Origin of the sequence: Amniculibacterium sp. G2-70 (genome assembly GCF_014353055.1) — a bacterium.
GTDB classification, from domain to species: Bacteria; Bacteroidota; Bacteroidia; order Flavobacteriales; family Weeksellaceae; genus Amniculibacterium; species Amniculibacterium aquaticum.
Window position 1 is genome coordinate 202431 of record NZ_CP060698.1, and the last position, 14874, is coordinate 217304.

Annotated in this window: 11 protein-coding genes; 2 read left to right on the top strand and 9 right to left on the bottom strand. The window is 37.6% G+C overall.

Annotated elements, in window-relative coordinates; all coding sequences use genetic code 11:
* Positions 1-67: 67 nt before the first annotated feature.
* From H9Q20_RS00905 to H9Q20_RS00920, 4 genes are all read right to left on the bottom strand, one after another.
* On the bottom strand, positions 68-1387 hold the full coding sequence (locus H9Q20_RS00905; RefSeq protein ID WP_124641652.1) for a RagB/SusD family nutrient uptake outer membrane protein: 1320 nt from the start codon (positions 1385-1387) through the stop codon (positions 68-70).
* Between the two features lie 13 nt (positions 1388-1400).
* Positions 1401-4739: a SusC/RagA family TonB-linked outer membrane protein gene (locus H9Q20_RS00910; RefSeq protein WP_124641654.1), complete on the bottom strand. Its 3339-nt coding sequence runs from the start codon at positions 4737-4739 to the stop codon at positions 1401-1403.
* Positions 4740-4834: 95 nt separating this feature from the next.
* Positions 4835-7396 (bottom strand): zinc-dependent metalloprotease, encoded by a 2562-nt coding sequence (locus H9Q20_RS00915; protein ID WP_187478071.1) that lies wholly within the window; start codon positions 7394-7396, stop codon positions 4835-4837.
* Between the two features lie 104 nt (positions 7397-7500).
* Complete coding sequence (locus H9Q20_RS00920) at positions 7501-9081, bottom strand: histidine kinase (RefSeq protein WP_124641658.1); 1581 nt, start codon at positions 9079-9081, stop codon at positions 7501-7503.
* 91 nt (positions 9082-9172) lie between these two features.
* Here H9Q20_RS00920 and H9Q20_RS00925 point away from each other — a divergent pair, with 91 nt between their 5' ends.
* Positions 9173-9865: an MgtC/SapB family protein gene (locus H9Q20_RS00925; protein ID WP_241154750.1), complete on the top strand. Its 693-nt coding sequence runs from the start codon at positions 9173-9175 to the stop codon at positions 9863-9865.
* Position 9866: 1 nt separating this feature from the next.
* Here H9Q20_RS00925 and H9Q20_RS00930 read toward each other — a convergent pair whose 3' ends face one another.
* Positions 9867-10739 carry a YihY/virulence factor BrkB family protein gene (locus H9Q20_RS00930; RefSeq protein WP_124641761.1) on the bottom strand — a complete coding sequence of 291 codons (873 nt, stop codon included), beginning with the start codon at positions 10737-10739 and terminating at the stop codon, positions 9867-9869.
* 207 nt (positions 10740-10946) lie between these two features.
* On the opposite strand from H9Q20_RS00930, the gene rlmH reads away from it, so the two are divergent.
* Positions 10947-11420: a 23S rRNA (pseudouridine(1915)-N(3))-methyltransferase RlmH gene (gene rlmH, locus H9Q20_RS00935; protein ID WP_187478072.1), complete on the top strand. Its 474-nt coding sequence runs from the start codon at positions 10947-10949 to the stop codon at positions 11418-11420.
* Here rlmH and H9Q20_RS00940 read toward each other — a convergent pair.
* From H9Q20_RS00940 to H9Q20_RS00955, 4 genes are all read right to left on the bottom strand, one after another.
* Positions 11417-12001 carry a phosphatase PAP2 family protein gene (locus H9Q20_RS00940; RefSeq protein ID WP_187478073.1) on the bottom strand — a complete coding sequence of 195 codons (585 nt, stop codon included), beginning with the start codon at positions 11999-12001 and terminating at the stop codon, positions 11417-11419. The two genes, rlmH and H9Q20_RS00940, sit on opposite strands and share 4 nt — an antisense overlap.
* 5 nt (positions 12002-12006) lie before the next feature.
* Entirely contained in the window at positions 12007-12351 is a 345-nt protein-coding gene (locus H9Q20_RS00945; RefSeq protein WP_124641664.1) for a twin-arginine translocase TatA/TatE family subunit, read from the bottom strand.
* Between the two features lie 75 nt (positions 12352-12426).
* The gene (locus H9Q20_RS00950; RefSeq protein ID WP_124641666.1) at positions 12427-13632 is read right to left on the bottom strand and encodes a TCR/Tet family MFS transporter; all 1206 of its coding nucleotides are present in this window, start codon (positions 13630-13632) and stop codon (positions 12427-12429) included.
* A 58-nt stretch (positions 13633-13690) separates the two neighbouring features.
* Complete coding sequence (locus tag H9Q20_RS00955) at positions 13691-14863, bottom strand: proline dehydrogenase family protein (RefSeq protein WP_124641668.1); 1173 nt, start codon at positions 14861-14863, stop codon at positions 13691-13693.
* Between the last annotated feature and the right edge of the window lie 11 nt (positions 14864-14874).

Genomic DNA, 14874 nt, shown 5'->3' on the forward strand with positions numbered 1-14874 from the left:
TACAAAAAACCGCCTAAACTATAAAAGTCTAAACGGTTCCTCAATAAAAATTGATATGAAGAATTTATTATAAGTTCGGGTTATTTTTCTTTGCCGAAGGTGGTATTGCAATGGTGTAACGAACATCGTTGGCTTGTAGGGTAAATACCGTACCGTTGATGTTGTGAACAATTTGTTTTTGGTTGGCTCTTCTCAGGTCGTACCATCTTTGTCCTTCCAAGGCAAACTCACGATTTCTTTCGTCCAAAATAAAATTCATAAATGCTGCATTGTCCATGGTAGAAATGGATGCTTGTACCGTTGCAAGACCGGTTGCATTGTACCTTTTCTCTAAAACAGGCATCAAAACATCTTTTGAATTTTGTAACTGATTCAGTTTCAACAAGGCTTCAGCTTTTATAAAATACAGCTCAGCCGTACGGAAAGAAACTCTAAAGTCCGTACTGCCTCCTTTTTTCACTTTGTATTTACTGCCTGTTTTTTCGTAATAGATTCCGAATCTTTTGTCGTTGTTGGCATCGTAGCTTGCAATAAGCTCTGGTGATGCGTAAGCCACATTTTGAACTCCATTATTAAGAGCAAAATCCAAAGCTAAAATGGACTCTTTAGAATCGAAACGGTTGGGAGCAGCCGTGCTGGTATTGAGATCTACCAAGTCATTCTGAATGGCCAATGCTTGGTTGGCAAAATCCATGGCAGATTGATGGTTATTTTGGTACAAAGAAACTCTGGCTTGCAAAGCTTTCAAAGCAACTTTTGAGAAACGGTATTTGGTAGCTTGCTCCTGTTTTTCTGCATTCATCAACGATTCGGCCTTGTCTAAATCCGAATGAATTTGATCATAAACTTGCTGAACAGAAGATGCTGGCAACACCTGTTCTAGATCAATCTCTAAACTGATTGGGACTCCTTTGTCAGACGAAGCCGTTGCTGCATTGTACGGTTTTCCGTATAAATTTACCAAATCAAAATAGGTGTATGCTCTTAGAGCATAGGCTTCCGCCAAAATTTGGTTTTTCTCGGCCCCTTCCGTCATGGTTTTTGTCCCTTCGTTGATGGTTTGGTTGGCATAAAAAATCACGGAATAAAAACTTACCCAAGGAAATTCTACAGTTACTGCATCCAGGTTAGAATCTTTCCACATGGCGATTTCTCGGTAATTTGGGAAATCCATGCTGTTGTCATTAATCATCAATTCATCTGTTCGAAGTGCTGTTAATGATTTGTGCGTTGGGTATTTGGCATAAGCCGAAGTCAACACTTTTCTGTAATCTTCTGTAGTCGTAGGGATTACTTTACCTTCCGGTTGTATATCTAAAAAGCGGTCGCAACTTACTGAACTTAAACTAAGTGCTACCAAACCTATGATTGCGAATATTTTTTTCATAATTTTCTAAATCTTAAAATGAAACATTAAATCCTACCGTTACCGATTTTTGGATGGGTTGAGCATAGATATTTCCATAAGTTTCTGGGTCGAAATATCCATTGTAACCGTTACTGAATACAAACAAGTTTCTACCCTCTACACTCAAACGAAGTGTGGAAACTCCTATGGCATCCGAGAATTGTTTTGGCAAAGTATACCCCAAACGGATGCTCGAAATTCTTAGATACGAAATTTCTTTTGCCCAAAGATCCAAAAGTGCATAGGTATTGGCTCGGTTATCAGCAAACCATTTGTTACCCATCCATCCTTCTGGATTGGCGTTGATGTCCGGACTGGTAATCCCCGGCAGTGTAGTTCCGGCTTGCCAAATATCGGTGGTATAATTTCGGCCACGATCCAACTCCATTCCTCTATACGACGGCGATCTCATTACGGTTTGTTTCAAATTGAATGCTGCCGAAATGGATAGATCAAAGTTTTTATATTTGAAATTATTGATAATCCCTCCGGTAAATTTCGGATCCCTATCACCTACATAGGTAAACAATCCACGGATTTGCTCATTGGTTAATTTGGTGTTCACCAATTGTCCCGGGAAGAAATCGGCCCACTCATCATACAATTGGAAAAATTCTGCTGCAGACACCTTTTCATCTCCTTTCCAAAACAACGGATTTCCATATTGATCAATTCCTGCCGTTTTCAGAGCAAATACGGCATTAACCGGCAAACCAACTCGTGAAGGCAAGGTCGAATTGTCTCTCACCTGTTCGTCTAAAACTTCACTTTTGTTGTGTGCAAAGTTGATGGTGGTATTCCATTGGAAATGGTCTGATTTAATATTTTTTGTGGACAAAGCCAATTCAAAACCTTTATTGGTCAGACTTCCCCAGTTCACCATGGTATATTCGAAACCGGTTTCTAGTGGGGTTTCTTTCATGCTGATCATGTCGGTACCTTTTCTATAATACACATCGGCAGTTAGATTGATTCTGTTGTTGAACAAACCTAAATCTACACCTAAATTGGTATTGGCGGTTTTTTCCCAACGTAATTTTCCGTTTGGTGGACTGATGACATTGATGATGTCTTCTTTGTTCCCCGGAAGTATGGTGGTATCGCTGTACTCTCCGATAAAATATGGAGATGTATTTCTGTCGATATTTCCTTGAAGTCCATACGATGCTCGTAATCTTAGATTGGAGATAAAATCTAGATTTTTCATAAAATCTTCTCTGGACACCAACCACGAAGCTGAGGCAGCCCAAATCGGAAGATATCTGTACTTTTTATCGACACCGAAAAGGTTGGTACCATCGTATCTGGCAGAACCAAAGAAGGTGTATTTTTTGTCCAAAGTATAAGATCCCGTTGCATAGAAAGAGGCGTACGCATTTTCTATTGGAGCTACTTCTCTGTATGCTTCAAATCTTTTGTCGGAAGCAAAGTTAGAGCTTGGAAAGACGATAGATGTTGCTCTTTTCGTAACCGGGTTGTACCCAAAAGCTCTGGTAATGGTGGTATGGTCTTCAGTTTTTCTCAATTCGGAACCGGCCATCAAATCAATTTCGTGACGGTTACCAATTTTGGTACTGTACAGGGCTTGCAATTTCCAGTTGTATTGGAAGAAATCGTTGTCCCAATTTTGTTTTATGGCTCCATCGGGTAAGAAATATTTGTAGCCGCCATTTTGATAGTAGCGGGTACTTTCTTTCATTTTTCTAGTGAAATAGGTGTTTTCCCCTGCATATTTTTCGGTATCGTTCACATCGTATTGCACCCCGAATTGGGAAGTCAACTTCAATCCTTTGGACAGTTTATATTCCAAATCCAAAATGGCTTTCAAGGATTTATTTTTCAAGAAATAATGGGTATTCTCTCTTTCTTCCATAAAGTTGAACGGCACATAACGATCATCAAAACCATCAATATCTTTGTCGTAGTTGTACGATCCATCGGCTTTGAACGGCGAAAGATACGGATTGGCATTTCTGGAATAGTTCACCGGGTTGATGGAAGCATCGGCATCGGTTACAAAAGAATCTTTTTGGCTGGAAGTACCGAAAACGGAAATTCCGACATTCAATTTATTGTTTACTTTAAAATTATTTTTCAAAGTAAGGTTCAGTCGGTCAAAACCGGTTCCTATCGTTGTACCTTGTTCGTTAAAATATCCAAAAGAGGCGTAGTAATCCGAAACATCATTTCCTCCTGACAGACTTACACCGTATTGACGGTTAATGGCTGTTCTATACAACAATTTCCCCCAATCGGTAGTATTCGCTCTCAAGGCGTTAATTTGAGATTGAGTTGTTGCATCCAAAGCACCCCAACCTCCATTTCTATAGGCCGTAAGTTGATTGTTGGCATTCAGGATACGCATAACCTCACCTTTATCTTCACGGTAGGTAAGTTCTGGTCTTCCCGCCATCATCAATTCCAAATCTACTTTTTCTGAAGCATTTAGTAAATTTAGTTTAGAAAAGTCCGGTCTAAGGTTTACAAAAGTATCGGCGTTGAAGTTGACCTTCATGGCACCCTTTTTACCTTTTTTGGTTGTGATGGAGATGACACCATTGGCTGCTCTAGCTCCATAAATTGCAGTTGCAGCGGCATCTTTTAGTATGGTGATGTCTTCGATATCGTTGGGGTTAAGTCCGGCGATGGAGAAGTTCTGGAGCTGATCTAAATTTTCTTTGTCGCTAAAATTTGGCACATCGTTTCCTTCCAATGGCAAACCATCAATCACCCAAAGTGGGTCTTGAGGACCGGAAAGAGAAGCAGTACCTCTAATTCTTATTTTGGCTGGACTACCGGGAGCACCCGTTTCTGGAGTAACAACTACTCCGGCAACTTGTCCCATCAACAATTTATCCACACTGGCAACTCCGGATTGTTGTATGTCTGCCATCTTCACCGTATTCACCGCTGAAGTTAGTTTTCTTTTTTCAATTTTTTGATACCCTGTAAGTACAACTTCTTGTATGTTCGTTTCTTTTTTAGAACTTGTTACGGGTTGTAGTTTTATAACATATTCCGTCTGACTTGGGAACAGTTGAAGTATTTCTGCTTCGTAACCTGGGAAACTGATGGTTACCGTTTGGGTATCCTTCGGGATTTCTAATGAAAATTGACCGTTTGCCGTAGAAATTGTTCCAACCGAAACACTTTCGATAATCCCTTTTTGCTGGGTTGTAGATGAAACAGATTGTGCATCGATCTTTATAGATGCACCTACCAATCCTTTGGAGGTAGAGGCATCTTGTACCGATCCAGTGATCACTCTTTTCTCCTGTGCATAAGTGAAACTTGCTGCTAGAAGAGGTAAAAGAATTAATGATTTTTTCATAGGTTGTAAAATCTTTTTTTTAATGGCCCTATGCTTTCGCTAATTTACGATTATTCTCATTTTCATGGGTATAGCGATTGCATAATTGGCTATAACTATTTATTCAATGCTTCTTTAATACGGGTGATTAAATCTGCGTAATGCGCTTGCGTATTGGCATCGCCGTTGTTTTTTTTCTTTTGTACAATATCCAAAACTTTTTGAAGTTCTGCTCTTTTGTATGTGGTAACTTCAGAAACTCTTTTCATGGAAGAATAGTTGATGTTTCTCACCATTTTATCATCATCCAAATGATTGCATATCGTAGGCATTCTTAAAGTTTGATCTACGGTAATGCCTTTTACTGAAGTCTTCTCAAACAATTTATTGGTTGAAACAATTAAGGCATCCACATAATTTTTCTGAGTCATTCTTTCTAAAATACTCAAGCTTCCTTTTTTGTTGAATGCGACATTGCGAACTTGTTCAAACAAATCAGAAACGGTATATATCTCGTTCTTTGTTCCCAACTCCTCTTGCTTCAGTTCATTTTCCAACATCCTTAACAATCGATCGTCTGCAAAAAGATAATAGATATTCGAATATTGCATTTCTCTTGCCAAAGTATAAGGCGATTGCTCATACGGACCCATTGGGGATTTCTTGACAGCGTAAGTTTTCTCTAATATTGGATTAAAAAACAACCACTTTGGAATTTCTAAAATATTCTTGGTCAGATAATCTACCGCTTTTCTTTGCATTGCTGCCGGTACTGCTTCATAGGCTTTTTTATGATTTCCAAAAACGGCTTGGTTCAGATAGATACCACCAACATTGGCCATAACATGGTGGTTGTAAAGATCCCACTGACCGATGGTTCCGAAATACAATTTTCCGGCTTCCTCGTAATTTTTTCCTTCTTCAGCAGTCCAAGTCAAAAGATTGTCGACTACCCTTTTTAGGTTTTTCATTCCGTATTCACTGGCCAATACGGCATCGTCACCCAAGTCTTCGGATTGAGAACGAGGATCGACGGTATCCAAATAACTTTGTTGTTCGCCATAAAAATACAAGGGATCGTTTTGGTGAGTTTCGATCAGCTTTTTTAAAGCTATTTTTTCTACATTCGAATTTTCAAACCAACGATAGCCCCATTCTATGGCATATTTGTCATAAACTCCAATTTTGGGCGTAATGGCTGTAACACCATCTTCCGGTTGTGCTACATAGTTGTATCGGGCATAATCCATGATGGAAGGAGCTGTACCTCCCATTTTATCGGTAAATTCTTTGGATCTTAGAGATTCGACAGGATAGGCAAAAGAAGATCCCATGTTGTGTTTCAGACCAAAGGTGTGTCCTACTTCATGAGAAGAAACAAATCGAATGGCCTCTCCCATATGTTCGTCAGAAAATTTATTTCCTCTGGCTTTAGAGTCTATGGGGCCGGTTTGTATGCGCATCCACTCGTGTAGGGAAGTCATCACATTGTGCCACCAAACGATATCCGATTCCAAAATTTCGCCACTTCTAGGATCCACGACAGAAGGTCCCATGGCATTGGCTTTTGGAGATGCCACATAGGTAATTACCGAATAACGGACATCATCAATATCAAAATCTTTGTCGTCTGCTGTTGGCATTTTTGCAAGTACTGCATTTTTAAAACCTGCTTTTTCAAAAGCGACTTGCCAATCGTGCACCCCGGCGATAATTTTTTCGCGCCATTGCTTTGGTGTAGCCGGATCAATGTAATATACAATCGGTTTTTTAGGCTCTACCAATTCTCCTCGCAAATATTTTTCTTTGTCTTCATCTTTAGGTTCCAACCTCCAACGGGTGATCAGTTTTTTTTCTTCCATTTTCTGCTGACCGTCGTTGAAGTACCAATGTTTTTCTGTAAAATATCCCAATCTATCGTCTGCAAACCTCGGTTGCATCGGTGTTTTGGAAAGTAAAACAATATTGCTGGTCACCCCCAAAGTTACGGCCATATCTACTCCACCTTCATTCACAGAAGTTGTAAGTTGAGATTTAACCACCACATTTTCAGGGAAAGTTTTTACGGCATCAATGTAGGACAGATCCGACTTTACCGAACCTCCCAAACCGGTGTTGGCCAAGACATCGTTAAAACTTTTTTTATTACCATCAAATATTTTGTTCACTTTGATGGCTACAGAAGTGGAATCTGAATTTTGAGCTTCCACATCAAAAACTTCTATGATGGATTCCGCAAAATTTTCTTTTACCGATTGGGTAATGGCGTCATTTTCAGGTGAAGAAACTTTAGGCGTTGAGGTTTTTACCCAAACTTTTTTGGCCACTTTATCGTGATGAAAGGTGATGACTTTATTTTCATAATTCATCCCTTTGTTCAGTCCGGCTTCGTTCACCGCCATCGGAACTTGAGAAATTTTATTAACCACCAAAAACTGCCTGCCCATCAAAGAATCGGGAATCTCAAAATACACATCGGTTTTCACCTGAATGGTATTAAACATTCCTTTGTTATAGCTTCCTTTTTTGATGAGTTCGTCAATTTTCTTCACTTTTTTGGAAGAATCTGATTTTTCAGTTTTCTCTTTATTTGCTTTGTCGTCCTCTTTTTTCTGGGCATAAACACCTGAAGAATAGAGAGCAACGGCTAAATAAATGGCTAATCTAAATTGTTTCATTCCTTATTATAAAATTATAAAATCCATAATTCTACCTATGAATTTGCAGTAAATATAAAGGTGACTGCAATAAAAATGAAACAAAAGAGAGTGAATGGATAATTTTATGGAGTGAATGGATAATCCGTATCCAAAAACGGAATGAAAACATGAAATTGGTCCTTATCTATCCAAGTTCTGAATTCATCATTTTTATAAAATGTGCATGTTTTTTGCAAATAATTCAAACCAAAATGCTCACCTACCGGTTTTTTCTGTTTGGGTTGATAGGTATTTATCACAAAAATTCCGTTTTCGCTATCGTACAATTTTATAAACAAAGGATGATCTACAGTAGCAATATTGTGTTTGATGGCATTTTCGACTACGATTTGCAAGGACAGATACGGAATCTTTTTATTGAGATTTTCAGGTATTTCTATGTTTTTTTCAAACTGAATCTCATCTTCAAAACGACTTTTTTGTAAGTCCATAAACGGATTTATGAACTTCAACTCATCCTTTACCAAGACCAAGTTTTCTTTGGGTGGAATGATGATGTATCTGTAAATTTTAGACAAATTCATTGTGAATTTTTGCGCTTTTTGCGGATCCAAACCAATTAGCATATAAAGCGAATTTAATGAATTGAATAAAAAGTGTGGATTGATTTGATTTTTAAGTTGTTGCAATTGATTAATGGCATTTTCTTTATGCATTTCTTCATTTATGATCAGGAGTTTATTCTTCTCATTTTGCACCAATTCCTTTTCTTTATACGCATTGTTGGTGGCTTGATGGAACACAATAAAAATAATGGAAATCAGCAAAATCGTTGCTAGAAAGATGTAGATAATATAATTTTTGGTCTTATTGACATTTTCATCAATCAAAAAATTCACATAATTCACAGCGACATAACCGTCAAAATTTCTCGTTTTCAGAGGTTTTATAAATCGTAAAACTTCTAAATTAAGGTACTCCGAATTTACTTTTCTCTCGGTATTCCCCATTTCAGGAGTTATGGTGTCTTTTGGGACGATGTTGGTAAAGCCGAATACATTTTTTCCAATAAATTTTTGTTCGGGATGGGTAATGCATGTACCGTCTTTTGAAAAAACAAAGGCATAATTGTTTTGGCTTTGTGTGACCTCTGAAAAATAATCGTGTAAATTATTTAGATTGATGGTAAATCCGTAATATCCATTAAATTCTGGAGAACGATTTTTTTGGTAATTGACCCAAAACATGGAGTCTTTTACTGTTACAAAACAACTGTTCTGTTTCGTAGTTGTCAAAAACGATTTTGTACTAAAATCTTTTTGATTGTTAATTTTATTTTTAAAAAAATACGGAAACAAATTCTTTTCGTTATCAACATTCGAAACCCAATTGTAGGGTTTGATATTTTGCTGAATTTTAAATTTATTCAACAATTCAAACTCTGTTTTAATTTCGTTTTCAGATCTGTTCTTTGTCATTTCATTCAGAGAAATCTGATAATTTTCAATATTCGAAAACACATTGCTTATGGCGATATATTTATTCTGAAATGCTTTTCTAGCACTTTCTTCATTGATTTTCTTGCTTTCATTGGTGATCAGAAAACTAGAAACAACAAAAGCCAAAAAGGCAATAACACATACGACAATTGCGATGATGAAGATGGGTTTTCGAGAATTTAGATTATAAAAAATAGACTTCACATAAAAGAATTATGCTACAAAATTGATGAAAATTGGTGAGAAAACATATTAATTGTTACAAAATACAAATCCATGAAAAATATCATTAACTTTGGAAGTAAAGTACAACCCCATGATCCTTTGGCAAGACATCTTATTACGACTGGCATTGGCCTCCATTTTTGGAGCATTAATCGGACTTGAAAGAGAAAGAAAAAATTGGGCTGCAGGCCTCAGAACCCACATGATGGTTTGTGTGGGATCTTGTCTGGTCATGATGGTATCTAGTTTTGGTTTTCAAGATATTTTGGGAACACCCAATGTTAACCTAGACCCGTCCAGAGTGGCTGCACAAGTGGTTAGTGGTATAGGATTTTTAGGTGCCGGTACCATTATTTTTTCCAAACAAGGAATTATCCGGGGACTTACGACTGCCTCTGGATTGTGGACCGTTGCCGGTATCGGTCTTGCTACCGGAAGTGGAATGTTTGTCGCAGCGGTCGCCACTACACTCATAGCAATAATAATTCTTTGGGGTCTAAAACCTTTAGAAGAGCGTGTTTTCAGAAAATTCAGACACATGTCTTTAAAAATCATTACACACAACGACATCAACCATGCCGTGTTTTTAAAATCTTTATTGACCAATGACAATCTGAAAGTTCAAAATTTTAATGTGGAGAAATTGGAAAATCAATATATTTTTGAACTGAAATTTGAAAACATTCCCATCAACCAAATAGATGTAATTATCGCAAAAATTGAACAATACAAAGAAGTGAAAGAAATATTTTGGACTCAATAACTTAGTCCATCACCTCACTGCTATTATCGATGTCGATCAATTGTGTTCTTTTCTGATCTTTTTCTATTTTTTTTAGCCGAATATTTTTAATGGCGAGATTCAGTTCATTCCCTAACAGGATCAAAATGATGTTAAGGTTGATCCAGACCATTACCAAAATTATGGAACCAATGGATCCGTATAAGACATTGTATCGGGCAAAATCCTTAACATAAACAGCAAAAAAGTAAGTCAGAAGTATGAACAAAACGGTGGTGAGGATAGCGCCTGGCAACGCTTGTTTCCAAGAATTGATCCTAAAACATCCCAGCCAATAAAATAAACTGAGGACTAAAAAATAGAACAATGGAAAGGAAAAAAAACCAATAATTTTAGACAAATTACTTATTAACCAGGTGGTTTTTATCTCTGGGCTAAACAATTTTAGTACCACTTCGCTATAATAAAGTCCTAATAAGGAAAATATAATGAATGCTGTAAATGAGAGTGTTATGGCAAAGGAAACCAAATATTCTTTTATGGCATTCACCTTTCTGCGGTGGTTCAGGTTGAATCCGTTGATCAGAGAATGTGTTCCGTTGGTGGCAAAAATTAATGCCAAAAAAATGGTGAGAAAACTTAGGTTTTTAATATTGGGGTTGATGACATCCTCGATATAATTGGAGATATCTTCCTGAACTTTGGCCGGAAAAAAATTATGCAACAAGACATGAAAAATATAATACTGCAACTCGTGATAATGCGGCAGATACGGCAATAGGGACAACAAGAACAATAAAAATGGAAACAAAGACAAGAAAAAACTCCAAGATATACTGGCAGCCATCCTCCCGATTTGCATTCTGAAAATTCCTTTTCCATAAATTTCGAACATTCTCCAAAGTGAAATATCCAAAAATGGAATGTGTATCCCATGAAAAAAGTCTCGGATTTTAAAAAGAAATTGAGGGGTTTTCAAAATGCATCATTTATATTTGCAAAACAAAGATAGGAAAACGACCGAATTATCCAAATACTTTAATTTTCTATTGTTATCATAATTCATCAGTACCAATAACCGTACAACAACCTCCGTTAGAAAATGAAAATAAACTTGATGTGTATTGGCAAAACAGACGACAAGGAAATAAAAAATTTGGTTTCCTACTACAAACTTCGTTTGCCAAAATATTGGAATTTTGAAATTATCGAAATTCCGGATGTTAAAAATGCTAAAAACCTAAGTCCCGATTTGCTAAAAAAAGAAGAAGCCAAACTCATCTTTCAAAATCTTGATTCGACCGATGTTTTGGTACTTTTGGACGAAAAAGGTAAGCAATTTACCAGCAGAGAATTTGCCCAAAAAATTGATCATTGGCAAAACAGTTCCATCAAAAGAATTGTGATTTTGATTGGTGGTGCTTACGGGTTTGCAGAAGAAATCTACCAAAGGGCAAATGAAAAAATATCCTTGTCCAAAATGACTTTTACCCATCAAATGATTCGCTTATTCATCGTAGAACAAATCTACAGAGCCAATCAAATCCTACAAGGAAAGCCCTATCACAACGATTAATGTCCGGTGCCAGAAGGCGGTTCCAAATTTTGTTTTTGTAAAACTTTCTTCATCAATTTAGAAAAAAGAATACCCAATAAAATTCCGGCTACCATTCCGGTAATGATATCTCCGGGGAAATGCACTCCCAAATAAATCCTGCTGTAGGAAACCAAAATAGCCCAAGAAAACAATAAAATAGGAAACCACGGTATTTTTTTTCTCAACAAAAAAGATAAAAAAGTGGCCAAGAAAAAGGTATTGGAGGCATGACTGGAATAGAAGCCAAACTGTCCACCACAAGTCACCATTCTCATTTTCGATATCAATTCCGGATCGTGACAAGGCCTCAGCCTCATGAAACCGTTCTTAAAAATACCTGCTAATTGATCGGAGATGGTAATTCCCAATGCAATAAATATAAGTATAAAAACCACGGATTTGGCCTTATAATTTCTAAATAATAAATACAGAAAAATAACATAAAGCGGTATCCAGAACCATTTTCCGGTAATCATTAACCAAAAAGGATCGAAGGCAGAATCTCCAAGCCCATTCAAAAATAACAAAGCTGCTTTGTCTTCTTGTATCAGTTCGTTCATAGAAATTATCGGCTCACCGGACCTTGATAGTTGCTGTCCGAAGGATTGGGTTTATTAGATTGCACCTCGTTGGAATTTTCAATGTATTTTTTAAGATCCATCTCCTCACGAAGTTGTTCTCTAGGGTCAAATTCTTTCACCTGATCCTTTACTTTATCAATTTCTTTTTTAATTTCAGAAATCGGATTGTCTGTATCCTTCATGATTTCTGTTTTTATATCGTCCATTGCACCACGCATCTTTCTCACTCCTTGTCCTAAATCTCTGGCGATTTGAGGGAGCTTATTGGGACCAAACATGATCACAATAACCAAAAAGATAACGAGCATTTCTCCTATACTAAGTTCCATAGCTGCGAAATTACAAAAGTTTGAATGAATAAATTAACCAAATTGAAAAATTAAGTAGATTTTAAGATTTGCAGTCTATTTAAAATTTCTATACACAAACAACAGACTGATAACGATGAGTCCAAAACCCAATAAAAACGGAGCACCGGGAAAGTTAATAGGAGCATCGTCGTGGGTAAAATAATAAAAAGTATTGGTCATCAACGGTGGGCCTACAATGGCTGTGGCACTGGCCAAACTTGCCAAAGCTCCTTGCAATTCTCCCTGTTCATTTTTAGGCACCTGAACGGAAATTACAGATTGTAATGTAGGGCCTGCAATCCCACCCAAACCGTAAATAATAAGGATGGCGTACATCATCCAACTTTGATTGGCAAAAGCAAATAAAAACATTCCTACAGCGTAGAAAAATAGTCCGTACAAGATGCTTCTTTCGTTTCCGATCTTAGGATTTATCACCCGGATTAGTCCTCCTTGCACAATGGCAGCGACCAAACCAGAAACTCCGAGAGAGATACCAACCCATTTTTCGTTCCAATTAAATTTATACATGGTGTAGAAAGCCCAATTGGTTTGTAGTGCGTGAAACGCGATGTACATAAAAACCAAAGCCACTACCAAACCTAAAATTTGTGGATACTTTTTCAACCTTAACAAAGAGCCTATCGGATTGGCTCTTTTCCATTGAAAAGGTCTGCGATGGTCTTTGTCTAAGCTTTCTGGTAATGCAAAATATCCGTAGATAAAGTTGACCAAACACAATGCCGAAGCCGCAAAGAAAGGAACACGGCTACCGTACTGTCCCAAAAGTCCTCCCAATACAGGACCTATAATAAAGCCCAATCCAAAAGCCATCCCAATCATTCCAAAATTTTTGGCACGGTTGTCATCTGTAGAAACATCGGCAATGTAAGCACTGGCCGGCGTGATGCTGGCGCCGGTTATCCCGGAGAATAATCGCCCAACAAAAAGCCAAAAAATACTTGGAGCCAAACCTTGAATAAGAAAATTGATTGAAAACCCCAGCAATGAAGCCAAGATCACGGGTCTTCTGCCAAATTTATCACTCAATCCTCCTAAAACAGAAGCAAAAAGAAATTGTGTGGTTGCATATACAAAACTAAGCCATCCTCCGTATTTGGAGGCCAAACTAATATCCCCGTGGATTAATTCTTTGATCAAAGCCGGAACCACAGGAATGATGATGCCCCAACCTGTGATATCGATCAGTAAAGTAATGAATATGAACCAAATGGCCGTTTTCTTTTTTGTTTCTTGCATAAATTATGGGATTCGACAAAAAAACTTCCAAAAGATTTTGGAAGTTTTTCTTCGTATGTTATTTTAATTTTTTTCTTCTTTCAATTTCCTTGTTCAGAAGTCCAAGCTCTCTACCGGTTTGTCCAGCGACTGAAGTATTTTCTTGGGCTCTTCGGGTTAGGTACGGTACCACATCTTTTACAGGGCCGTACGGAAGGTACTTGCTGGCGTTGTATTTTTGGTTCCCCAAATAATAAGTGATGTTATCGCTCATACCGTACAATTGTCCGAAATGGATTCGGCTATCGTCGTTCGCCAATTGTTGGGTTTTCATTTTATCCATTGCCAACTCGGTCGATTTTTCGTTGTGTGTACCGAAGAAAGCTGAAACTTTATCCAAATGATTCATCACGAATTGTACAGCAGCATCGTAGTTATCATCTGTTGCTTGTTTGTTTGGTTGGATTGGGTCCGGATATCCCATTGCAGCGGCTCTTTCTCTTTCTTTCTCCATATAGGCACCACGAACGAATTTGTAACCTAAGAAATAATTTTTCTCCTGTGCTCTTTTCAGATCAGCTTCAAGATATTCAATTCTTCCGGTTCTGTACATTTGGATGGTATTCCATACGATGGCTTTTTCTTTGTTGAATCTTTCCATCATGTCGTTTACCAAATCATCCACGGCAGTTTGCATGTGCGTTTCTTCGGCATCCACCATTAAGATTACACCAAGATCGTAAGCCAATTGGCACACTTCGAGGTATCTTTTCTTGATGTTTTCCCATTCTTGTTTTTCGGAAGAAGTCAGCTCTTTACCTTTTTGAATTTCTGCATACAAATCCAAACGACCAAATCCTGTTGGCTTGAATACCACGAACGGAATGGCCGGGTTTCCTTTTGCAAACTGAATATTTTGTTTAATTTCTTCGCAAGTATGGTCGAATGTTTGTTCGTCTTCTTTCCCCTCAATGGCATAATCAAAGATACTTCCGATGTGGTGTGCGTACATTTGTTGTACCACTTTGGAACTTTCTTCTCGGGTTACACCTCCACAAAATTGCTCGAACAAGGTATTTTTCACAATATTTTCTACAAAGGGAAAGTTATTTTTTATGGTAAAATTCAAAGCGTTGATCCCTACATTGGTAAGGCTTGGATATTGTATCATGGTGAACATCCATTTTGCTTTTTCTAATTGCTTTGTACTTTTATCTACAAAAGCGATCTGAGTATCATTGAAAATTGACATGGGAGATTGTA

Coding starts and splice junctions, on each gene's coding strand:
- H9Q20_RS00915 (WP_187478071.1), bottom strand. CDS start 7,396: ATGAAACAATTTAGATTAGCCATTTATTTAGCCGTTGCTCTCTATTCT.
- H9Q20_RS00940 (WP_187478073.1), bottom strand. CDS start 12,001: ATGAACGAACTGATACAAGAAGACAAAGCAGCTTTGTTATTTTTGAAT.
- H9Q20_RS00955 (WP_124641668.1), bottom strand. CDS start 14,863: ATGTCAATTTTCAATGATACTCAGATCGCTTTTGTAGATAAAAGTACA.
- H9Q20_RS00945 (WP_124641664.1), bottom strand. CDS start 12,351: ATGGAACTTAGTATAGGAGAAATGCTCGTTATCTTTTTGGTTATTGTG.
- H9Q20_RS00950 (WP_124641666.1), bottom strand. CDS start 13,632: ATGCAAGAAACAAAAAAGAAAACGGCCATTTGGTTCATATTCATTACT.
- rlmH (WP_187478072.1), top strand. CDS start 10,947: ATGAAAATAAACTTGATGTGTATTGGCAAAACAGACGACAAGGAAATA.
- H9Q20_RS00910 (WP_124641654.1), bottom strand. CDS start 4,739: ATGAAAAAATCATTAATTCTTTTACCTCTTCTAGCAGCAAGTTTCACT.
- H9Q20_RS00930 (WP_124641761.1), bottom strand. CDS start 10,739: ATGTTCGAAATTTATGGAAAAGGAATTTTCAGAATGCAAATCGGGAGG.
- H9Q20_RS00905 (WP_124641652.1), bottom strand. CDS start 1,387: ATGAAAAAAATATTCGCAATCATAGGTTTGGTAGCACTTAGTTTAAGT.